Source organism: Streptomyces griseobrunneus (genome assembly GCF_046713465.1).
Classification (GTDB): domain Bacteria; phylum Actinomycetota; class Actinomycetes; order Streptomycetales; family Streptomycetaceae; genus Streptomyces; species Streptomyces microflavus.
This window is the reverse complement of record NZ_CP177080.1, coordinates 4,325,222-4,345,852: the sequence shown is the minus strand read 5'-3', so window position 1 is coordinate 4,345,852 and position 20,631 is coordinate 4,325,222. Positions and strand designations below refer to the sequence as shown.

The window sequence follows — 20,631 nt, the reverse complement described above, 5'->3', positions numbered from 1 at the left end:
TGTGCCGCGCTCCCGGTCAGCCCTCGTGGTGGCCGGGGCCCTCCGGCTTGTCGCCGTAGCCGCCGTGCTGCTCGCCGTGGCCGGGGCCGTGGTCGCCGGGGCGCCCGTCGCCGTAGCCGCCGTCGTGACCGCCCGAGTGACCGCCGGTGCCACCGCCCTTGCCGCCACCGCTGTGGCCGCCGCTGTGGCCGCCGCTGTGGCCGCCGGTGCCACCGCCCTTTCCGCCACCGATGACGCCGCCCTTGCCGCCGCCCGTGGTGTTGCCGGCGATGTTCCCGGAGGTGTTGCCGACGGTGTTCCCCGTGGTGGTCCCGGTGGTGGTCGAGCCGCCCGGAGTGCCTCCGGTGGTGCCGCCGGTCAGGACGCCGCCGAGCACCCCGCCCAGCACCCCGCCGGTTCCGCCGGTCGTGCCGCCGGTCAGGACGCCGCCGAGCACCCCGCCCAGCACGCCGCCGGTGGTGCCGGTGGTGGTGCCCGTGGTGGTCCCGGTCGTCGTGCCCGTCGTGGTGCCCGTGGTCGTGCCCGTGGTCGTGCCGGACGTGGTGCCGCCGGAGCAGGTGGACCGGGTGATGCGGTTGTTGTCCAGGGTGACCGAGCCGTTACGGGCCAGCGCCCGGCCCTCGATGGTCGCGCCGGTGGTCACGCTGATCGAGGTCAGAGCCAGGATGTTGCCGATGAAGGTCGAATCCGTACCGAGCGTGGCCGAACTGCCGATCTGCCAGAACACGTTGCACGGCTGCGCACCGTTGATGAGGTTGACGCGGCTGGCGGACGCCGTCGTCAGACCCGAGCCGATCTGGAAGACCCACACGGCGTTGGGGTCACCCTCCGCGTCGAGGGTGAGCGTGCCGGTGAGACCCAGCGTCGAGGAGGCCGTGTAGACGCCGGGCACCAGCGTCAGGCCCCCGGCGTCCGGCGGCAGCGCGGCGTCCGTGGCCTGACCGGCCGCGTTGTTGTACGCCACCACCAGGTCGGACTTGGCCTGGAGCGCGACGGCGTCCGCCGAGTGCTGGACCCCGTTCACGAGCCCCGGCGGGAATCCGCTGATGGCCGTTCCCGGGCTCACGCCGAGGTCCCCGGTGATCACGGTGGGTCCGGTGTTGGTGACCGACTCCCCTGCCAGCACCGCGAAACTGTCCGCCGTCCCCAGCGGTACGGGCGTGGCGATGGCGAAGGCCGGGGCCGTCGTCACGGCCACCATGGCCGCGGCGACCGTCGCGGTGAGGGCGGCGGTGAGCCAGGAGGAGACAGTGCGCCGTACTGCAAGATCAGGAGTTCTGAGCTTCATCCGAAACCGATTTTCTGTGCGAGGCGGCGGCTTCCGAGCCGTTTCAAGGTTTCCCGGAAGCCCTCGTGTTGTCGGCAGAACATTACGCACAGAACCCCCCAAAGAGCCCGGAGAAATAGGGCCAAATACTCCTTCTTTTTCACGTCGCGCAATGGTGAATGGTTTTTGCACAGCGCAGAACGCTTTCCTCGAAAAGAGGTTCCCCACCATCAGGAATCGAATAAGAAACTAATGCGTCACACGTTCCCCTCCGGTGCGGATGGGGCAGCACGCAGGCCCGGCACGGCGGCGCACAGACGTCTCAGGGGGACGCGAAAAGCGCGCCCCCCTGTCGGTGCCATGGCTTATTCTGCGATCCGGGCCGCGCCCCTTCGTTTCTCTCATCCCGGGTGACGCGCGGCCCCTTCATACCGTGGGGGTATCAGTAACTGTGCGTACGCGCAGAATTTCGACCGCGACAGCGTTCGCGGTCCTCTTCAGTTCCGTGGTGCTCGTCGGCGGGGCGGCGAGCCCGGCCGCCGCCGACAGCAGCAGAATCCTTCCCGCAACCTCGCTCGGCGACATCGTCGCCGACGGCGTGCACCAGCGGGTGTTCATCAGCGACCCGCAGTCCGGCCAGATCCTCGCCACCGACTACTCCGGCAAGGTCGTCCGTATCCTCGGCGAACTGCCCGGGGTGAACGGCCTGGAGCTGTCGGCCGACTCCGGCACGCTGTACGCGGGCGTGGCGTCCTCCGACTACATCGTGGCCATCGACACCGCCACCCTGACGGAGTCCGCGCGCTACGACATCGGCCTGGGCACCCGGCCGACCCACCCGGCCCTGGCGGGCGGGAAGCTCTGGTTCGGCTACGGGGCGGCGGCCGAGGGCAACATCGGTTCGCTGGACCTGTCCGGCGAGGAGCCGGTGGTCACGCTGGACCAGGACGCGGACCGTACGTGGTACTCCGCACCGGTCCTCGCCTCGTCGCCCGGCGCGCCCGGCACGCTGGCCGCGGGCATCGAGGGCCAGAGCCCGTCGGAGCTGGCCGTGTACGACGTCGCGTCGGGTACAGCCGAGCGGACCGCCTATCTCCGGGCGGACGCGAGCAACCTGCGCGACATCGCGGTGAGCCCGGACGGGGCTCAGCTCGTCGTCGCCAGCGGCGCGCCCTACTTCCACCAGGTGTACCGGACGTCCGACCTGAGGGCGGAGCAGGGCTACACCTCGGACGCGTACCCCAACGCCGTGGACATCGCCCCGAACGGGACGGTCGCGGCCGGGATCGACGGTTCGTACGATCCGGACGTGTACATCTACCCCAAGGGCGGGTCGAAGACGGTCCCGGTGCGGGAGTACGAACTCCCCAGCACCGGTGCGTCCAGCGGGTCCGACCTCCTGGAGCCGGCGGGTCTGGCCTGGGCGCCCGACGGCAGCCGGCTGTTCGCCGTCTCGGTCAACAGCGAGGGGGTCCGTTGCTTCCGGGTCCTCACCGACACGACGAAGTCCGTCGCCACCCTGAGCGTCAGCGCCCCGGCGAAGGCGACGCGTGGCAAGGCGCTCACCGTCAAGGGCAGCATCAAGGCGTCCTTGGCGCTTCCGGCGGGCACACCGCTCACCGTGACCCGTACGGACGTGGAATCGCCCAAGGGCAAGTCCCTCGGCACCGTGAAGACGGATGCCAAGGGCGCGTTCACCTTCACGAACACCCCGCCGGTCGGCGGCAAGGTGACGTACAGGGTCGCTTACGCGGGCAGCGCCACGCACACCGCCGCGTCCGGCTCCGCCGCCGTCACCGTCTCGCGCGCCGCGACATCGCTGAAGCTGAACCGGAACAAGTCGCTCCACGCGTACAACAAGAACGTCTCCTTCACCGCGACCCTCGGCAAGACGTACAAGAACCGCGTCGTCGAGCTGTGGGCCGACCCCTTCGGCGCCGACAAGCCGAAGAAGCTGGTCAAGAAGGCCAAGGTCAACTCCAAGGGCAACCTGTCCGTCACCGTCAACATGAAGCGCGACACGACGGTGACCGCCGTGTTCGCGGGTGACGGCCGGTACGCGCCGAAGACCGTGAAGTCGACCGCGTACGCGAAGGTCAGCGTCTCGACCAAGCTGTCGAAGCACTACAAGACGGCGAAGATCGGGAAGACCTCCTACGCGTACTACAGCAAGAAGAAGAACCCCGACTTCACCACGACCATGACCTACTACAAGGGTCGTGCGCAGAGGCTGAGCCTGGAGCTCTACTACAAGGGCAAGTGGTACGACGCCGGTCAGCAGTACTTCGCGCTCGGCCCCAACGGCAAGTCGGTCGTCACCCTCCAGGGACCGCACGAGACCGGCTACAAGCTTCGTGTGCGCTCCTCGTACGTGAACAGTTCCTCCGGTGACAGCGTCAACTCCACGACGCACGGCGCCTGGAAGTACTTCATCTTCACGAAGTAGCGACCAGAGGCGTCAGGGGCCCACCTCCTGGGCCCGCAGCGCCAGCCACAGGTCGTAGCGGGCGCTCGGGGGGCTCAGCAGCGAGCGCTGGAGCACGGTCTCCAGCCGGGTGAGGCGCTTGCGGGCTCCGGGGACGGAGATGCCGAGTTCGGCCGCCGTCGGGCCGAGACGGCCCTCGCAGCCGAGCCAGGCGCGCAGGGTCTCCTCGGCCGCCGGGCCGGGCGGACCTGCCATCGGGGCCAGTTGGCGGGCGGCCCACTCCTGGACGGCGGGGCGGCGCAGGACCTCATCGAGGTCGTGCGCCGCCCCGTTCGCGTGTGCGGGGGTGGGTGTGTGAGCCGTCTCCGCGGGGGCCGGGGTGCAGACCGGGGCGGGGGTGGCGCGGATGCGCAGGGCCAGGTCGAGCGCCGACTGGTCGGCCAGCCGGTGGAGGTCGAGGCCGAGCAGCTCGCCGATCAGCTTGAGGCGGGCGGCCAGGGTGTTGCGGTGGACCTTCAGATGGCCGGTCGCGTGCGACGAGAACGCCAGCCAGGACGCCGCGGTGGCCGCGAGCTCCTGGCTCCCCGGGTCCTGGGCCCGGCGCGGCACATGGGTCAGGAGCGGGGTGAGGAGGGCGTCGGCCCACTGCCGTCCGGCGCGCCCGACGACGAGCGCGGGTTCCGGGGCGGCGCCGAAGCTGACGTGTCTGCCAGGGTGTTCGCGGGCGACGGCCAGGGCGTGGAAGGCCTGGCGGTAGCCGGTGGCGGTGTCGGCCAGGGGCACCCGCTCGCTGACGCCCACCACGCAGTGGTCCACCAGCGCGGCGACGGCCTCGTCGGTGGCGGTCCCCTCCTGCTCCTCCTCGACCGGCATCACGAGGATGAGGTGGCGGGCGCAGACGGGGCACCGCACGATCCAGGACCGCCCGCCGTCCGCCTCGGCGCAGACCCGGGCCACCTCGTCCCGGCTGCCCCCGGGGCACTCCACGACACAGACCCGTACGGGGTCGGGGAGCCGGGGGCGCAGCGCACCGGCCACCTGGCGGGCGATGGAGAGCTGGCCCGTCATCAGCAGGTGCAGCACCGCCTCCCGGCCGCGCGACTCGGCGAGGTCCACCCGGCGCCGCTTGCGCTCGACCGCCTCGGTCTCCCAGCACAGGGACAGTGGCATCAGGACGTCGGCCAGCAGCGTGGCGAGCCCGGCGGCCACGGGGCGGGGCGTGACGACGGCGAGGAGGGGGGCGGCGCCGCGGTCGTCGGGTCGCTGCCACCGCGACCGGGGCTGCCCGGACGCGGCCGATCTGTCGGCCCCGGCCCACTCGTCAGCCCGGCCGATCCGTCGGCCCCGGCCGATTGTCAGTGGTGGCCTCTAGCGTCGTCGGTGTGTCCGGACGACCCGTGAGAAGAGGCCCCACCGTGGAGTTCCGCATCGAGCGCAGTGCCCTGACCGAAGCCGTGGCCTGGGCCGCCCGCGTCCTGCCGGTCCGCTCCCCCGTTCCCGTACTGGGCGGGCTGCTGCTGGACACGGAGGGCGGACGGCTGCGCGTCAGCGGGCTGGATTACGAGGCGTCCGCGCGCATCGACGTGGAGGCCGTCGAGGTCCTGCGCCCGGGGAAGGTGCTCGTCATGGGGCGGCGCCTGCTCGACATCTGCAAGGTGCTGCCGGACGGGCCCGTGGAGTGCGCGGTGGAGGGCTCGCGGTTCACCGTCTCCGGGGACGGGGCCCGCTTCGGCCTCTCCGTCCTGCCCCTTGCCGACTACCCGGCGCTGCCGGCGCTTCCGCAGGTCCGGGGCGCGGTGGACGCGGCGGAGTTCGCGGCGGCCGTCGCGGACGTGGCGGTGGCGGCCGGGCGGGACGACACCCTGCCCGCGCTCACCGGGATCCGGCTGGGGCTCGACGGGGAGACGGGGACGATGACGCTCGCCGCGACCGACCGGTACCGCTTCGCCGTGCGGACGCTCCGGTGGAAGGCCACCGCGGGCGACTCGGGTCCGGACGGGAGCGCCGATGTCAGCGCCGATGTCATCGTCTCCGCCCGTCGGTTGACGGAGATCGCCCGCTCGCTGGGGCGCTCCGGGCTGGTGAGCGTCGCGCTGGACGCCGGTTCGGCGGGGTTCGAGCACGCGGGGATGCGGACCACCGTGCGGCTGCTGGAGGGGCGGCTGCCGCGCCACGACAAGCTGTTCGCCCTGGAGAGCCCTGCCGTCGCGGTGGTGGACCGGGCGCGGCTGGTGGAGGCCGTCAAGCGGGTCTCGGTGGTCGCCGACGGGGACAGCCCGGTGCAGATGGCCTTCTCCGCCGCGGACAACTCCGTACTCCTCCAGGCAGGTTACGAGGACGACGTGGCGTCCCAGCGGCTGCCCGCGACGCTGGAGGGCGCCCGGGAGATGACCGTGGCGTTCAACCCGGGGTATCTGGCGGACGCCCTGGCCTCCTTCGACGAGCCGGCGCTGCGGCTGCTGCTGATGGGGGCGGGGCAACGGGCGATGATCACGGGCGAGTCGGAGCCGGACACCCACCGGCACCTGCTGATGTCGGTGAAGCCGCCGCTGATCTAGCACGGTTCCGGAACGCGGGGGAACGCCGGAACGGGGGGCCGCCCGGCGGCAGCCGGACGAACCCCCCGTACGGGTGGGGATCAGCAGCTCAGGTTCGAGCCGGTGGTGGTGCCGAGGATCTGGGTGAACTGGGTGAACTTGTTGATCCGGCTCTGGACCTGGGCCGGGTTGCCGCCGTTGCACTCGATCGAGCCGTTGATCGAGCGGATCGTCTCACCGAAGCCGGCGCCGTTGACGATGGCGTTGTGGGCCGTCATCGTGCCGGGGCCGTTCTGCGTGTTCCAGTACCAGAGGCCGGTCTTCCAGGCCACGGACGCGTTCTGCTCCACCAGGTAGGGGTTGGCCAGCAGGTTGATGCCGAGGGCGTCACCGGCGGCCTTGTAGTTGAAGTTCCAGCTCAGTTGGATCGGACCGCGGCCGTAGTACGCGGCCTGGCCGGCGGGGCAGCCGTAGGACTGGCTGGTGTCGCAGTAGTGCGGGTAGTTGGCCTCGTTGACTTCCTTGATGTAGACCAGCCCGCCGGTCTCGTGGCTGACGTTGGCGAGGAACGCGGCCGCCTCCCGCTTCTTCAGCTCGGCGCTGCCGGTGTTGGCGAAGGCCGGGTAGGCGCTGAGGGCGGCGGTGAGGCCGCTGTAGGTGTAGAAGGAGTTCCGGCTCGGGAACATCTGGTTGAACTGGGCCTCGCTGACGACGAAGCCGGTGCCCGGCTGCTCGCCGCCACCGCCGGTGCCGCAGGCGCCGTTGTCGGCCCAGACGTCGGAGGAGCCCGGCCGCTCGTTCTGGGTCCACCACTTGGCGGTGTAGTTACGGCCGTTGTACGAGGCGGTCTGCCCGCCTACGTAGACGGACGAGGAGCTCCAGGCCGTGTTGCAGTTGGCGGCCTGCGCGGTCGCCGCGGGAAGGACGACGAGCATGGCGACGAGCGCGCCCAGCGCGACCAGCAAGCTCATAACGCGTCGGATCACGTGATCACTCCTTAGACGCGGCGCGACGTCCGGCGTGCGCCGCCGTGGGGGTGCCGACACTCAAGCGATGATGGTCTGGACCTGTCAAGGTCTAGACCAACCTTGGTGAATATGCCAAACCCTCCACACCGGCCCGCCGCCACCCGTGACAACGATGCCAACAGGCCTCTCAACTGCCGTGATTCCGGAAGAAGTCCGTCCGGATCACGCCGTGAGCGGACAGGGGACCGAAGGTAAAGCTTCGGGCGTGTCCACCATGCGGGACGGCATCGACCGCCCGGCGAGCCGTACGTCTGGGCGAGCCGATCACTCGTTGGTGAGTTTCCCCGGCCCCGGCACACGCCCCCGGCAAGACTCGGCAGCGCGGCACGAGCGAACGCGGCGCCGCCCGGCCGCACCGCGGCTTGGGACACACTGCGGCTGGGGGATGGCGTGGAACGACGGACGGACACACGCAGGGGCGGACTGGACGAGCAGGCGGTGCTGCTGGCGGCCGGGATCGCGGACCTGGCGGTGACCACGGTGGGCGCCGCCTTCACCTCCGTACGAGGGCTGCTCCGGCGGTCCGACACGGCCGAGCTGGCGGCGGAGGCCGAACAGGACCTGATCGCGCGCGGCCGCCTCGCACTCGACCGGTACACCAACGCGCCCCCGGCCCACCTGGAGGTGCTCGCCCGCCATGTGATCGCCCAGCGGGCCGGAGACGCCGGGAGTGCCGGTGTGGGCATGGGTGCCGGGGCCGGGGCGCGCGACGGTGACGGTGTCTGAGCGGTGGGAGCCCGGCGCGTTCAAGGCCCGGGTGGACCAGGTGCTGCACCGCTTCGCCGCCGGGGAGGCCGATCAGCTCACCGCGATCGACGGCTCCCTGGGCCCGGTGGCCGACGTCGTGGAGACGGCGGTGGCGGACGGCAAAAGGCTGCGGGCGGCGTTCTGCTACTGGGGCTGGCGTGCGGCCGGACAGCCCGACAGCGACGCCCTGGTGCGGGCGGCGGCCTCGATGGAGCTGGTGCACGCGGCGGCCGTCGTCCACGACGACCTGATCGACGAGAGCCCGCTGCGACACGGGCGGCCCACCGCCCACCTGGCCCTGCTGGACGCGGTGCGGGACCATCCCGAACCCGCCCTGGCCGCCCGGTCGCTGGCCATGCTGGCCGGGGACCTGCTGATGTCGATGGCCGGGCAGCTCTTCGTCACCAGCGGCCTGCCCGCCGCCTACCTCTCCCGGGCCCGCCCGCTCTGGGCCGCACTGGCCAGGGAGCTGGTCGCGGGCGAGTGCCTGGAGATCCTGCACACCGGATCCGCCGCCCCCGATACGGCGACCTCGCTCAAGGTCGTCCGCTACAAGACCGCCAAGTACACCGTCGAGCAGCCTCTGTTGATCGGCGCGCTCCTGGGCGGGGCCGGTGAGCGGCTGCGCGGGGGCTGCTCCGCGTACGGGCTGCCGCTGGGCGAGGCGTTTCAGCTGCGGGACGACCTGCTCGGCCTGTTCGGGGACCCGGAGCTCACCGGCAAGGACGGCTCCGACGACGTACGCGGCCACCGGCCGACCGCCCTGCTCGCGGAGACCTGGCGGCTGGCCGGGGAGGAGGACCGGACCCGCCTCCACACCCTGCTCACACCCGGCACCGCCGAGACCGACTCCGCCGAGGCCGTACGCGAAGTGATGCGCCGTCTGAAGGCCCCCGACCGCATCGAGGACATGATCACCGCCCGGGTCGAGGAGGCGCTGCGCGCGCTCGACGAGCTGGAGCTGCCCGGCCCCGCCGCCACCGCGCTCACCGGCCTGGCGCACTCGGCGGCCGTACGCCGTTCCTGAGGCCTTCCCCGACTCCTGAGGCCTTCCCCGACGCGAACCCACCAGAAAGGCAAGGCCCCGCCATGACCTCCGCCCCGACCTACACCCGGGCATCGCTGGACGCGCTGCGGCAGGGCGGCGACGAACTCGCCGACGCCACGGTCGCCACTCTCTTCGAACGCGGGGAGGTCGGCACGTTCAACACCCTGATGCGGTACGTCTCCACCGCCGGAGCCCCGCTCCCCGACGGGCTGCCCGACGTGGCCCGGGAGTACCTGAACGCCACCGCCGCCCCGCCGTCCTGGGTGGACTGGGGCGAGATGGAGAAGGCCCGGCTGTTCTTCATCGACAACAACGTGCACATCTCCACCGCCCTCTCCTTCGCCTCCATGCCCGCCTGTTACGTCGTCCCGCACGTGGCGAAGCTGCTGTCGGCGACGCACGGGCTGAGCTACCCGTCCAAGCGGATGGCGGAGACCGGCCAGTTCACGGTGTACCTGATGCAGCCCGACGCCTTCGAAGCCGGCAGCCGCTTCATCCCGGCGGCGCAGAAGGTCCGCCTCCTGCACGCCTCCATCCGCCACCACCTGCGGCGCGAGGGCGTCTGGGACGTGGCGAGCGCGGGGGTGCCGATCTGCCAGGAGGACATGATCGGCGGGCAGATGTTCTTCTCCATGCTGGTCCTGGACAGCCTCCACCGGCTCGGCATCCACATGTCCGAGGAGGGGGCGGACGCCTACTACTACGCCTGGCGGGTGGTCGGCGCGATGCTCGGCGTCGACCAGGACGCCGTACCCAAGACCCTGGCCGAGGCCCGCGAATTCCTCGACCTCTACATGATCCGGCACATGGGCCCGTCCCCGCAGGGCGCGCTGCTGACCCGGCAGCTCATCGACCTCTACGAGGAGATCGTCCCCGGCACCCTCTTCGACCCGATCGTCTCCGCCCTCATCCGCCACCTCGTCGGCGACACCTGCGCGGACTGGCTGGAGGTGCCCCGTACGCCGTGGGACACCGTCGCCAGGGCCGTCCCGCACCTCCTCGGCGTCCTGGAGACCATCGAGGACCGCTCCCCGCTCGGCGCCTGGGCCCTGGACCGGATCGGCCACCTCACCAGCGTGCTGGAGCTCTCCTCCCTGACCCGGGGCCGGGTGATGCACTACGCCATCCCCGAACACCTCAAGAAGGAGTACGGCGTCCCCTCCGGCCCCGCCCGCAACGGCCGCTGGAGCCCTCCGGCGGCCACTGTGCCGGAGCCTCGGCAGAGCTCGGCAAGGGGGGCTGCCGCAGGGGCCAGGACCCGCCCAACTGCTTTCTGAACAACGGGAGAACAACGGCCGTCGCTCTCCTCCCACCCCTCCCGCTCCTCCCCCGGCCCGCCTACGGTGACTCGCACCGACGCGCGGGCACGGGGGCCGGACGCGCGAGCACGGGGGACCGGGGGGCAGCCGTGGAGTGGTTCAGCGCCGAGAACGTCGTGGCGGTCCTCACCGCCGTACTGGGCGTCCTCGCCTCGATCGGCGTGCTCTGGTACGAGCGCCGGGTGCCCCGCCGCAAACGCATCGGCTACCGCGTCCAGATGGACACGCCCATCGGCAGCGACGTGAGCCAGGGCCGGGCCAACGTACGCCTCGGGCTCTTCAGCGAGACCCCCGACATGTCGGACGCCACACTCGTCCTGCTGCGCATCGAGAACGACGGCTCGCAGTCCATCGTCGACAGCGACTACACCGGGCGCGAACTGCACGGTCTGACAGCCGAGTTCACCGGACGCACGGTACGCGGCATAGCGGTCACCCAGCCCCCCGGCGCCGCACACCTGATGGAGCACTTCACCCCGGCCGCCGGGATGCGGCACAGCGGATCGCTGATCCGGCTGCCCCGCGTCCCGCTGAACCGGGGCGAGCACTTCAAGCTGCTGGTGCTGCTGACCGGCGCGGACGTCGGCAGCCCGATCCGGATCACCGGCGGCATCCGGGACGGTGAGGTGACGGTCAACCGCGCCGCCCGCCCCGACGACAAACCGCCGCTGTTCGGCCGCGCCGCCCGGCTCATCACCGTGACGCTGACCGTCTGCGTCGTGGCCCTCGCCGCGATCATCCTGGTCCGGGACGACACCCCGCCACCACTCGACTGCGCGCGGGGCGAACTCCGGGTGACGGGATCGACCGCCTTCGCCCCCGTCGTACGGGAGCTGGCCGCGACGTACATGAAGGAGTGCGAGGGCTCCCGGATCGAGGTGGACCCCCGCGGCAGCAACTCCGGCATCCGCGAGCTCTCGGACGAGGGCGCACGGTCCTCGAAGGGCGGTTCTCCGGCATTGGTGGCCCTCTCGGACGGCCCGAAACCGCCGGGTCACCCGGAGCTGCGCGAGACCCGCGTCGCCGTGTCGCTGTTCTCCCTGGTCGTGAACGACCGGGTGCCGGTACGCGACCTCTCCCTGGCCGACATCCGCCGCGTCTACGCGGGCGAGATCCGCAACTGGCAGGAGCTCGGCGGCCCGGACCTGGAGATCCTGCTCGTCAGCCGGGACGCCAACTCCGGGACCCGGGAGGTGTTCCAGCGCCGGGTGCTGGACCGCAACGAACCCGCCCAGTCCTCCCGCGACTGCGCCACCAAGGACGACCCGCGGGCCCCGGTCATCCGCTGCGAACTCGACGGCACCGACCAGGTGCTGGCCACCGTCGCCCGGCTGGACGGCGCCCTCGGCTACAGCGAACTGCGCTCCGGCAGCGAGCCGCGCGGCCTGCACCGGATCGCGATCGACGGCGCCCACCCGTCCGTCGACACGATCGGCACCAGCCCCTACCCGTACCGGGAGATCGAGTACGCCTACACCTACGGCCGCCCGCCCGCCGACTCCCTGGCCTCCAGCTTCCTCGGCTATCTGAGCCGGGGGCGCGGCCAGGACGTCGTCCGCATCCACGGCCACCTGCCGTGCGCGACGCCGAAGGGGCTGCGGGTCTGCGGCGAGGACTGACCGGCCGGCCGCATGCGCCGAGGGCCCCGGATCGGTGAGGATCCGGGGCCCTCGCGGCCGCTCAGGCAGGTGCTGCCTACAGGAACGAGTTGATCTGGATCGTCTCGGTCCGGCCCGGGCCGACGCCGATGGCGGAGATCGGGGCGCCCGACATCTCCTCCAGCGCCTTCACGTACGCCTTCGCGTTCTTCGGCAGGTCGTCGAAGGTCTGGGCCTTGGTGATGTCCTCGGACCAGCCCGGCAGGTTCTCGTAGATCGGCTTCGCGTGGTGGAAGTCGGTCTGGTTGTAAGGGAGTTCCTCGACGCGCTTGCCGTCGATCTCGTACGCCACGCAGACCGGGATCTGCTCCCAGCCGGTGAGCACGTCCAGCTTGGTGAGGAAGAAGTCGGTCAGGCCGTTGACCCGGGTCGCGTATCGCGCGATCGGGGCGTCGAACCAGCCGCAGCGACGGTCACGGCCGGTGGTGACACCGCGCTCGCCGCCGATGCGCCGCAGCGCCTCGCCGTCCGCGTCGTGCAGCTCCGTCGGGAACGGACCGGCGCCGACACGCGTCGTATAGGCCTTGAGGATGCCGATGACGCGGCTGATCTTCGTCGGGCCGACACCGGCACCGGTGCAGGCACCGCCCGCCGTCGGGTTCGACGAGGTGACGAAGGGATACGTGCCGTGGTCGACGTCGAGCAGCGTGCCCTGGCCGCCCTCGAAGAGCACGACCTTGCCCTCGTCGATGGCATCGTTCAGGATCAGGGTCGTGTCGGCGACGAACGGCTTGATCTGCTCCGCGTACTGGAGCATGTCCTCGACGACCTTGCCGGCCTCGATGGCCCGGCGGTTGAAGACCTTGGCCAGGAGCTGGTTCTTCTGCTCCAGCGCCGCCTCCACCTTCTGCACCAGGATCGACTCGTCGTAGAGGTCCTGGACGCGGATCCCCACCCGGTTGATCTTGTCGGCGTACGTCGGACCGATGCCCCGGCCCGTCGTGCCGATCTTGCGCTTCCCCAGGAAGCGCTCGGTCACCTTGTCGAGCGTGACGTTGTACGGAGTGATCAAATGAGCGTTGCCGCTGATCAGAAGCTTGGACGTGTCGACGCCTCGCTCGTTCAGACCGCTCAGCTCGGAGAGCAGGACCGCCGGGTCGACCACGACACCGTTCCCGATGACCGGGGTACAGCCCGGCGACAGGATTCCGGAGGGGAGGAGATGCAGTGCGTACTTCTGGTCGCCCACGACGACCGTGTGACCGGCGTTGTTTCCGCCTTGGTAACGCACGACATAGTCCACGGATCCACCGAGGAGATCGGTGGCCTTCCCCTTGCCCTCGTCACCCCACTGAGCACCGAGCAGCACAAGTGCGGGCACAGGCGTACACCCCTTCCGGGCGGGGCATGTCCAAGGCCAGGGGGCGTACGTAAAGGTCGTACCTGCCGCACGACGATGTACGGCAAAGCCTGAGCCGTCGAACCGGGTGCCCCGGAATAGACGAAGCCCCTGGCGCAATAGCGCAAGGGGCTCTTGCACCAAGATGCTACCCGAGGAAGGACCGAGGTGTCGGCTGCAGAGCCCCCCGGCGACGGCGACGACCAGCTCCTGGTGGTCATCGACCCGGTCGCCCGCCGGACCGACGGCGAGTCCGTCCGTATCGCGAAGGACGTGCTGAGCGCTGGCTCGCACGCCAAGATCTGCCTTCCGGACACCCCGGAGGAGTTCGCCCGGGCCCTGTCCCGGCGGGGTTCTCGCCGCCCGGTGGTGGTCGGCGACGATCACGCACTGCTGCGTGCCGTGGCCCAGCTCCACCGGGAACGGGAGCTCGCCGGAGGCGTCCTCTCCCTGATCCCCGTCGGCGCCGCGCACGCCCTGGAGGTGGCCCACGCCCTCGGCGTGCCCCATGGCGCGGTGGCGGCCGCGCGGACCGCGCTCGACGGGGCGGTGCGCCGCCTGGACCTGCTGGTCGACGACAGCGACGGCGTGGTGCTCGGCCGGCTGTGCATCCCCGCCCCCACCCTGCTCGCCGATGCCCCGCACACGGGCGTCACGGCCGTCTGGGACACCTGCCGCTCCCTGATGACGTCCCTGGTCCGCCCGGCGGCCCCGGGGGCCTCCGGCGGGCCCCAGGGGACGTACCGGCTGCGGGTCGAGGCGGACGGGGTGCTGCTGAGCGACCTGGACGCGCCGGTGCGGGGGGTCTCGGTGCACTCCCAGGGCGACGGGGGCCTCGCCGACGTGGTCGTCCGCACCTCGGACGGCGAGGAGGTCACGGCGGAGGCCAAGGCCGTCACCGTCTCCGGCGCGGACTTCCGCTACCGGGCCGACATACAGACCGGCGGCCCGGTCCGGACCCGGACCTGGACCGTGCGGGCGGGCGCCTGGGGGCTGATGCTGCCGGTGCCCGCGAGCTGATCGAGCCGGTCCCGGCGAGCGCGGACGGGGCTGCGGGGGGACGCTGAAGGGGTACGTACGGGAATCGGCCGCGGAGGTGACCCGTCATGACCAGGATCGCTGTCGGATGGCACATCGAGCTCGAATTCGAGGAGGACGCGCACCGCACCCGTGCGGCGGCCCTCGTCCGCCTCTCCGACGGAACCGAGGTACGCGCCCACGGCTACGCCAGCCGCCACCCCTCGGACGAGGACCAGCAGCGGGTCGGCGAGGAGATCGCGGGGGCCAGGGCGCTCAACGAACTGGCGATGAAGCTGCTGACCAAGGCCCACGAGGAGATCGACGAGGCCTCGGGCAGGACGTCGTACCCACTGACGTAGTTCGGGGGGCTCCGCCCCCGGACCCCTGCTCCTCAATCGCCGGAGGGGCTTGGGAGGACGGAACCGCGCCCGCACCCCGCCGCGTCCCACGCCACATGGAGACCCGCCGAGAAACAGTCACCGGCACCGTCGGCTGCCTCACCACCGTGCTCGGCTCCCTCGCGGGCATCGCAGCCTGGCTCCCGTACGGCAGGAACGGCCTCTTCGGCGGCTTCGAGGGCGAGACCAACCCGGCCGTCCTCTGGCTGGGCCTGCCCGTCATGGCCCTCGGCGGGGTCGCCACCGCCCTGGCCGTCTTCGCCGTCGTCCGGGGCCGGTGGCTCGGCGCGCTCGGCCTGGCGGCGGCCGTCGCGGGGCTCGCCGCCCTCGGGTACGGCTTCGACGTCCTGGCCGGCCCCCAGGCGGCTCAGGACTGCGGCACGCCCTGCTGACCGAGCAGGCGCCCCCTACACCTCCACCACCAGCTCCTTCAGCCCCCGGATCACATACCCCGGGTGCCACTCCGGCTCCGCCACCATCCGCATCTCGGGCGCCTTCCGCAGCAACTCACCGAAGGACGCCGTGAGTTCGAGCCGCGCGAGCGGAGCGCCCAGGCAGTAGTGGATGCCCGCGCCGAACGTGACGTGGGGGTTGTCCGGCCGGGTCAGGTCCAGCGTGTCCGGGTGCGCGAACCGCTCCGGGTCCCGGTTGGCCGAGCCGAACAGCAGCGCCACCTCCGCCCCGCGCCCGATCACCTGGCCGTCGATCTCGATGTCGTCCAGCACCCACCGCTCGAACATCTGCAACGGGGTGTCGTAGCGCAGGAGTTCTTCCACGGCCGCCGGCAGCGAAGCGGGCGCGGCCCGGAGGGCGGCGAGCTGCTCGGGGTGGTGGAACAGGGTGCGCCACCCGTTGACCGTGGTGTTCACCGTCGCCTCGTGGCCCGCGTTGAGCAGCAGCACACACGTGGAGACCATCTCCTGCTCGGTCAGCCTCTCCCCCTCGTCGTGGGCGGCGATGAGCGCCGAGATCAGGTCGTCGCCGGGTGCCTTGCGCCGCTCGGCGATGAGCCCGCGCAGATACGCGGAGAACTCCTCCGACGCCCGGACGGCGGCCGCGGCCGTCTCCTGGGAGGGGTTCAGCTCGAACATCCCGCAGATCGCCGCCGACCAGGGCCGCAGCGGCCCCCGGTCCTCCTCCGGCACGCCCAGCATCTCCGCGATCACGGCGACCGGCAGGGGCTCCGCGACCTCCGCCAGCAGGTCCCCGCCGCCCTTGGCCACGAACGCGTCGACCAGCTCGGCCGCCAGCCGCCGTACGGTCGGGGCGAGGTTCTCGACCGTACGCGGGGTGAACGCCCTGGAGACGAGCCGCCGGATGCGGGGGTGGTCGGGGGCCTCCAGGTCGAGCAGCCCCTGCCCGTTGAGCGTGGTGAACGGCTCGTGCCCGGCGGGCGGCGGGGTGCGGCCGAACTCCTCGTGGGTGAAGCGGTGCAGATACGTACGGCCCAGGCGCCGGTCGCGCAGCAGGGCCGATACGTCGGAGTGGTGCGGGATCAGCCACTGCCCGGTCGGCTCGAACCGGTGCGCCCGGCCGGCGGCGCGCAGGGCGGCGTAGGCGGGGTAGGGATCGGCGACGAACGCGGGCGACCAGGGGTCGAAGGACACGTGCATGACCCGACGCTACCCGCGTCCACCACCACCGCAAGGGGTCCGGAAGCCCCGGCCACCGCACGGGGTCCGGAAGCCCGGCCACCGCGCGGCCCCGCGACCGGCCCGCGCACGGGGCCCCGGTCCCTACCCCGGCGTGACCAGCCGCGCCTCGTACGCGAACACCGCCGCCTGCGTCCGGTCGCGCAGCCCGAGCTTCACCAGGATGCGGCTGACGTGCGTCTTGATCGTGGACTCGGCGACGATCAGGTGGGAGGCGATCTCCGCGTTCGACAGCCCCCGCGCGATCAGGACGAGCACCTCCGTCTCACGCTCGGTGAGGTCCCCGATCCGGGCCAGGGCAGGCGGCCGCGGGGCCTCCGCCAGCTTGGAGAACTCGGTGATCAGCCGCCGGGTCACGGACGGCGCGAGCAGCGCCTCGCCCGAGGCCACCACCCGTACACCGTCGGCGAGCTGCCGGGCCGAGGCGTCCTTGAGGAGGAAGCCCGAGGCGCCGGCCCGCAGCGCCTGGTAGACGTACTCGTCCAGGTCGAACGTCGTCAGCACCAGCACCTTGGCGTCCACGACCTGCGCGACGATCTCGCGGGTCGCGTCGATGCCGTTCATCCCCGGCATCCGGATGTCCATCAGGACGACGTCCGGGAACAGGGCGGCGACCTTGTCGATGGCGTCCCGGCCGTCCACCGCCTCGCCCACGACGGTGATCCCCGGCATGGCGTTGAGCAGCACCGAGAAGCCCTCGCGGACCATCATCTGGTCGTCCACGATCAGGACACGGATGTCGCTCATGTCCGGTCCGCCTTCTTGTGCAGGACGATCTGGGGGACGGTGGCCCCATCGGCCGGGGAGGCCGGGGAGGCCGGGGCGGTCGGCTCCACCGGCTCCGCCGGCTCGTCCGCCACCGGTACGGGCAGGAAGACCGCGACCTCGTACCCGCCGTCCTCCGTCGCCACGGCCGTCATCACGCCGTTCAGCATCGCCACCCGCTCCCGCATCCCGGTGATCCCGTGCCCGGCCCCCGGCGACGGCTTGACCAGGCCCTTCGGCGGCCCGTTGACGATACGCAGCCCGATCCCGCCGAGCACATAGGCGATCTCGACCCTGGCGGTGGCGCCCGGCGCGTGCCGGAGGGTGTTGCTGAGGGCCTCCTGGATGATCCGGTACGCCGACAGCTCGACGCCCTGGGGCAGCTCACGGACGGCCCCGGTGATCACCTTCTCCGTCTCCAGGCCCGTCCCGCGGACGTTGTCCAGGAGCCCGTCGAGCACGGCGAGCGTGGGCTGCGGGGCGTCCGGGGCCTCGTAGTCCTCCGCCCGTACGACCCCGAGGACCCGGCGCAGCTCGGTGAGGGCGGCCACCGCGTTCTCCCGGATGGTGACGAAGGCCTGCTCCAGCTCGGGCGGCGGGTTCTCCACCCGGTAGGGGGCGGCCTCCGCCTGGATCGCGACGACCGACATGTGGTGGGCGACCACGTCGTGCAGCTCCCGGGCGATGGTGGTGCGCTCCTCCAGCAGCGTGCGCCGGTCGCGCTCGACGGCGGTGACGGTGCGCTGGACGGTGACTTCGCGCTCGGCGTCGCGGACCTCCCGTGCGGCGTCGCGCCGGACCTGGAGCAGGGAGACGAAGAGCAGCGCGAAGGCGGTCAGGACGGCCATGGGCGCGGTGGTGGACGGGTCCCCGCCTTCCAGCACCACCCCGAACAGCAGGGTCAGCAACCACATCCAGAGCGCCGTACGGGGCCGGGTCCGGGCCGCCACGACCACCATGACCACCGCCTGGGCCATGAAGGCGCTGGGCCCCCACAGCCCGTCGCTTCCCAGGAGCGCGCAGAAGAGCGTCGCGAACCAGGAGGCCCAGAACGCGGCGACCGGCCTGACCAGGGTCATCGCGACGGCGATCGCGGGCACCAGCCCCATGAGGAGGCCGAAGTTCCAGTTGGCGAACCCGGCCATCATCACGATGAAGGCGGCGAACAGCACCAAGGCGTGCGGGGTCCAGACAACGGCCCGCTTCAGCCCGTCGGGCAGCCGGCGTATGAACCGCCCCTCGGTCGAGAGGGGCGGCAGCGGGCGGTAGGCGAACACGGGGCGGATGAGGTCTTCCCGCAGGCCGTCCATCGCGCCGGCGGCCGCCCGGAACTCCGGGCTACTGGTCTTCGTCTGGGTCTCGGTCACGCTTCCACGGTAGGCGGCGGCGGAGTGCGGGTCGTCCCTACAGGTGCTGATTCCGGGGCATCCCTCTCAAGGACTACGCGCCCTACTCGCGCCCCGGGGCGGCGCCCCCGGAGGCCGCCGGGGAACGATCCGGGGGGTGTTCCGAGGGGCGTTCCGAGGGGCGTTCCCAGGGGCGTTCCCAGGGGCGTTCCCAGGGTCACGGACGGAAGAATTCCGCGTTCTCCTCGGCCCACTGCGCGAACGTCCGGGCCGGCCGCCCGGTGACCTTCTCCACCGTGTCGATCACGGTCTTCCCCTCCGGCGGGGTGTCCCGGTAGACCTCGATCAGGAACGCGATCACGTCCTCGGGCATCCCCTTGGCCCGCCAGTCGGCGAGTGCCTCCTCCTCGCTCAGCTCGACCAGCTCGACCGCCCGGCCCCGCGCCGCCGCGACGGCCGCCACCTTGTCCCCGACGGTCAGCGCCTGCGGGCCGGTGATCAGGTACACCTGGCCGCCGTGGCCGTCCTCGGTGAGCGCAGTCGCCGCGACCGCGCCGATGTCGGACTCGTGGACCATCGCGCTCAGCCGGTCGACGAACGGCTCACGGACCACGCCTTCGGCCTTGATGCCGGGCGCCCACTCCAGGGCGTTCGCCATGAACTCGACCGGCATGACGACGGTCCACGCGAGACCGCTCGCCCGCACCGCGGCCTCCATCGGAGTGTCCCCGCCGCCGTTGAGCACGGTCACCCTGCGCACCCCCGCCGCGCGGGCCCGCTCCAGGATCTCCTCACCGGTGGCCAGCGGGGCGAAGAGACCGCCGTCGAAGGTGATCAGGTGCAGCCCGGTCACGCCCTCCAAGGCGCTCTCCAGCGAAGCCGGGTCGGCGAGGTCGCCGCGGACGGTCTCGACGCCCGCGGGGAACTCGGCGCGCGCCGGGTCGCGGGTCAGGGCCCGGACGTGCTCGCCGCGCTCCAGCAGCTGCTCGACCACTCGACGGCCGACCGTTCCCGTGGCTCCGGTCACCAGGATCGTCATTGCGGGTCTCCTTCGTTCGGTTCGACATCAACCAGCGTTCGGTTCGACATCAACCAACTTAGGGACCCTCGCGGTCAGCTTCTGTCCGCAACTTCCGTCGCAACGGACGGGGCTCTTGACCTCACCAGGCCAGCTGCGTGATCTCCTCAGCCACGATCGCGCAGGCGTCGGCGAGGGGGTCGATCAGCGGGAAGTGCCCTACATCGCCGAGCAGCGTGAACCCGACCATCTCGCCGGACTTCGCCGCCGCGTCGACGTACGCCTCCGAGACGGCCAGCGGGACGACGATGTCCTCCTCGCCGTGGACGATCGCGGTGGCGATCCCGGTGGGCAGCAGGGCCCCGGGGTCGGCGTGGGCCGCCCGCTCGTCGAACTCGGCTCCCTCGCCGATGAGTTGGCTGACCGCGCCGCCGCACACCCCCAGCTCCACCGCCGCCCGGAAGTCCGCGATCGGGGCCAGTGCGACGACCCCGCGCAGCGGCGGCGGGGCGGGCAGGTGCCAGGGCGACCCCTCGGGCAGCACGTGGCGTGCCGCCGCCCAGAGCGCGAGGTGGCCGCCCGCCGAGTGCCCGGTGACCACGATCCGTCGTACGTCGGCCTCCGGCAGCTCCCGGGCGGCCAGTGCCGGTACGGCGTCGAGAGCGGCGGCCACGTCGTCGAAGGTCTCCGGCCAGCGCCCGGCCACGGGGTCCGCACCGGGCTCCTGCCCCTGGCCCTCCGCGCCGCCGCGCCGGTACTCCACGCTCGCCACGGCGAATCCCCGCCGGGCCAGGAAGTCCGCGAGCGGGGAGACGTGCGCCCGGTCGTAGGGGGCCCGCCAGGCGCCGCCGTGCAGCAGGACGACGAGCGGGGCGCCGGTGCGGCCGTCGCGCGGGGCGTAGAAGTCGATGACCTGGTCGGGATGGTCGCCGTAGGCGGCGGTCCGGTCGGGGGCGACCACCGGATGTGCGAGCGCCGACTCGGTCTCGGCGACGTCCCGATCACGCGCGGCAGAATCCGACATGCTGCTCAACCGTCCTATGCCTGTGTCCTGTGCCTGGGTC

Annotated in this window: 17 protein-coding genes and 1 pseudogene; 9 read left to right on the top strand and 9 right to left on the bottom strand. The window is 71.9% G+C overall.

Going from position 1 to position 20,631, the window contains the following annotated elements; all coding sequences use genetic code 11:
- Positions 1-16: 16 nt before the first annotated feature.
- Positions 17-1,288: an ice-binding family protein gene (locus ACK8N7_RS19815; RefSeq protein WP_403214472.1), complete on the bottom strand. Its 1,272-nt coding sequence runs from the start codon at positions 1,286-1,288 to the stop codon at positions 17-19.
- Positions 1,289-1,718: 430 nt separating this feature from the next.
- Here ACK8N7_RS19815 and ACK8N7_RS19810 point away from each other — a divergent pair, with 430 nt between their 5' ends.
- Entirely contained in the window at positions 1,719-3,713 is a 1,995-nt protein-coding gene (locus tag ACK8N7_RS19810) for an Ig-like domain repeat protein (protein WP_500443482.1), read from the top strand.
- Between the two features lie 12 nt (positions 3,714-3,725).
- On the opposite strand, the pseudogene ACK8N7_RS19805 reads toward ACK8N7_RS19810, so the two are convergent.
- Positions 3,726-4,940, bottom strand: a pseudogene (locus tag ACK8N7_RS19805) (helix-turn-helix domain-containing protein); the annotation flags it as partial.
- Between the two features lie 167 nt (positions 4,941-5,107).
- Here ACK8N7_RS19805 and dnaN point away from each other — a divergent pair.
- Positions 5,108-6,250 (top strand): DNA polymerase III subunit beta, encoded by a 1,143-nt coding sequence (dnaN, locus tag ACK8N7_RS19800; RefSeq protein ID WP_500443480.1) that lies wholly within the window; start codon positions 5,108-5,110, stop codon positions 6,248-6,250.
- Positions 6,251-6,330: 80 nt separating this feature from the next.
- Here dnaN and ACK8N7_RS19795 read toward each other — a convergent pair whose 3' ends face one another.
- Positions 6,331-7,215, bottom strand: coding sequence for a glycoside hydrolase family 19 protein (locus ACK8N7_RS19795; RefSeq protein WP_355118893.1), 885 nt, complete (start codon positions 7,213-7,215; stop codon positions 6,331-6,333).
- A gap of 432 nt (positions 7,216-7,647) precedes the next feature.
- On the opposite strand from ACK8N7_RS19795, the gene ACK8N7_RS19790 reads away from it, so the two are divergent.
- The 4 genes from ACK8N7_RS19790 to ACK8N7_RS19775 all read left to right on the top strand — a co-directional run bounded on the left by ACK8N7_RS19790 (position 7,648) and on the right by ACK8N7_RS19775 (position 11,990).
- The gene (locus tag ACK8N7_RS19790; protein ID WP_403214468.1) at positions 7,648-7,983 is read left to right on the top strand and encodes a hypothetical protein; all 336 of its coding nucleotides are present in this window, start codon (positions 7,648-7,650) and stop codon (positions 7,981-7,983) included.
- Complete coding sequence (locus ACK8N7_RS19785; protein ID WP_403214859.1) at positions 7,976-9,031, top strand: polyprenyl synthetase family protein; 1,056 nt, start codon at positions 7,976-7,978, stop codon at positions 9,029-9,031. Before ACK8N7_RS19790 ends, ACK8N7_RS19785 begins: the two co-directional genes overlap by 8 nt.
- Positions 9,032-9,093: 62 nt before the next feature.
- The gene (locus ACK8N7_RS19780; protein WP_403214466.1) at positions 9,094-10,329 is read left to right on the top strand and encodes an oxygenase MpaB family protein; all 1,236 of its coding nucleotides are present in this window, start codon (positions 9,094-9,096) and stop codon (positions 10,327-10,329) included.
- A 131-nt stretch (positions 10,330-10,460) separates the two neighbouring features.
- Positions 10,461-11,990, top strand: coding sequence for a substrate-binding domain-containing protein (locus ACK8N7_RS19775; RefSeq protein ID WP_500443477.1), 1,530 nt, complete (start codon positions 10,461-10,463; stop codon positions 11,988-11,990).
- Between the two features lie 76 nt (positions 11,991-12,066).
- On the opposite strand, the gene ACK8N7_RS19770 is transcribed toward ACK8N7_RS19775, so the two are convergent.
- Complete coding sequence (locus ACK8N7_RS19770) at positions 12,067-13,350, bottom strand: adenylosuccinate synthase (RefSeq protein WP_381096569.1); 1,284 nt, start codon at positions 13,348-13,350, stop codon at positions 12,067-12,069.
- 186 nt (positions 13,351-13,536) lie between these two features.
- Between ACK8N7_RS19770 and ACK8N7_RS19765 the strand changes: the two genes are divergently transcribed.
- The 3 genes from ACK8N7_RS19765 to ACK8N7_RS19755 all read left to right on the top strand — a co-directional run bounded on the left by ACK8N7_RS19765 (position 13,537) and on the right by ACK8N7_RS19755 (position 15,178).
- On the top strand, positions 13,537-14,388 hold the full coding sequence (locus ACK8N7_RS19765; RefSeq protein ID WP_500443475.1) for a diacylglycerol kinase family protein: 852 nt from the start codon (positions 13,537-13,539) through the stop codon (positions 14,386-14,388).
- Positions 14,389-14,474: 86 nt separating this feature from the next.
- Positions 14,475-14,747, top strand: a complete 273-nt coding sequence (locus ACK8N7_RS19760; RefSeq protein ID WP_403214460.1) for a DUF1876 domain-containing protein — start codon at positions 14,475-14,477, stop codon at positions 14,745-14,747.
- Positions 14,748-14,842: 95 nt separating this feature from the next.
- Positions 14,843-15,178: a hypothetical protein gene (locus ACK8N7_RS19755; protein WP_500443474.1), complete on the top strand. Its 336-nt coding sequence runs from the start codon at positions 14,843-14,845 to the stop codon at positions 15,176-15,178.
- A 15-nt stretch (positions 15,179-15,193) separates the two neighbouring features.
- On the opposite strand, the gene ACK8N7_RS19750 is transcribed toward ACK8N7_RS19755, so the two are convergent.
- The 5 genes from ACK8N7_RS19750 to ACK8N7_RS19730 form a co-directional block, all read right to left on the bottom strand.
- Complete coding sequence (locus tag ACK8N7_RS19750) at positions 15,194-16,399, bottom strand: cytochrome P450 (RefSeq protein ID WP_500443472.1); 1,206 nt, start codon at positions 16,397-16,399, stop codon at positions 15,194-15,196.
- Between the two features lie 123 nt (positions 16,400-16,522).
- Positions 16,523-17,185: a response regulator gene (locus ACK8N7_RS19745; RefSeq protein ID WP_403214454.1), complete on the bottom strand. Its 663-nt coding sequence runs from the start codon at positions 17,183-17,185 to the stop codon at positions 16,523-16,525.
- Positions 17,182-18,570 carry a sensor histidine kinase gene (locus tag ACK8N7_RS19740; RefSeq protein WP_500443470.1) on the bottom strand — a complete coding sequence of 463 codons (1,389 nt, stop codon included), beginning with the start codon at positions 18,568-18,570 and terminating at the stop codon, positions 17,182-17,184. The genes ACK8N7_RS19745 and ACK8N7_RS19740 overlap by 4 nt, the downstream gene beginning before the upstream one ends.
- 196 nt (positions 18,571-18,766) lie before the next feature.
- Positions 18,767-19,588, bottom strand: a complete 822-nt coding sequence (locus tag ACK8N7_RS19735) for an SDR family oxidoreductase (RefSeq protein WP_500443468.1) — start codon at positions 19,586-19,588, stop codon at positions 18,767-18,769.
- Between the two features lie 121 nt (positions 19,589-19,709).
- Positions 19,710-20,591, bottom strand: coding sequence for an alpha/beta hydrolase family protein (locus ACK8N7_RS19730; RefSeq protein WP_403214449.1), 882 nt, complete (start codon positions 20,589-20,591; stop codon positions 19,710-19,712).
- Positions 20,592-20,631: the final 40 nt, after the last annotated feature.

Excerpts from the sequence above, each read along its gene's own strand:
- ACK8N7_RS19815 (WP_403214472.1), bottom strand. The coding sequence starts at position 1,288 with ATGAAGCTCAGAACTCCTGATCTTGCAGTACGGCGCACTGTCTCCTCC.
- ACK8N7_RS19780 (WP_403214466.1), top strand. The coding sequence starts at position 9,094 with ATGACCTCCGCCCCGACCTACACCCGGGCATCGCTGGACGCGCTGCGG.
- ACK8N7_RS19760 (WP_403214460.1), top strand. The coding sequence starts at position 14,475 with ATGACCAGGATCGCTGTCGGATGGCACATCGAGCTCGAATTCGAGGAG.
- ACK8N7_RS19755 (WP_500443474.1), top strand. The coding sequence starts at position 14,843 with ATGGAGACCCGCCGAGAAACAGTCACCGGCACCGTCGGCTGCCTCACC.
- ACK8N7_RS19750 (WP_500443472.1), bottom strand. The coding sequence starts at position 16,399 with ATGCACGTGTCCTTCGACCCCTGGTCGCCCGCGTTCGTCGCCGATCCC.
- ACK8N7_RS19745 (WP_403214454.1), bottom strand. The coding sequence starts at position 17,185 with ATGAGCGACATCCGTGTCCTGATCGTGGACGACCAGATGATGGTCCGC.
- ACK8N7_RS19735 (WP_500443468.1), bottom strand. The coding sequence starts at position 19,588 with ATGACGATCCTGGTGACCGGAGCCACGGGAACGGTCGGCCGTCGAGTG.
- ACK8N7_RS19730 (WP_403214449.1), bottom strand. The coding sequence starts at position 20,591 with ATGTCGGATTCTGCCGCGCGTGATCGGGACGTCGCCGAGACCGAGTCG.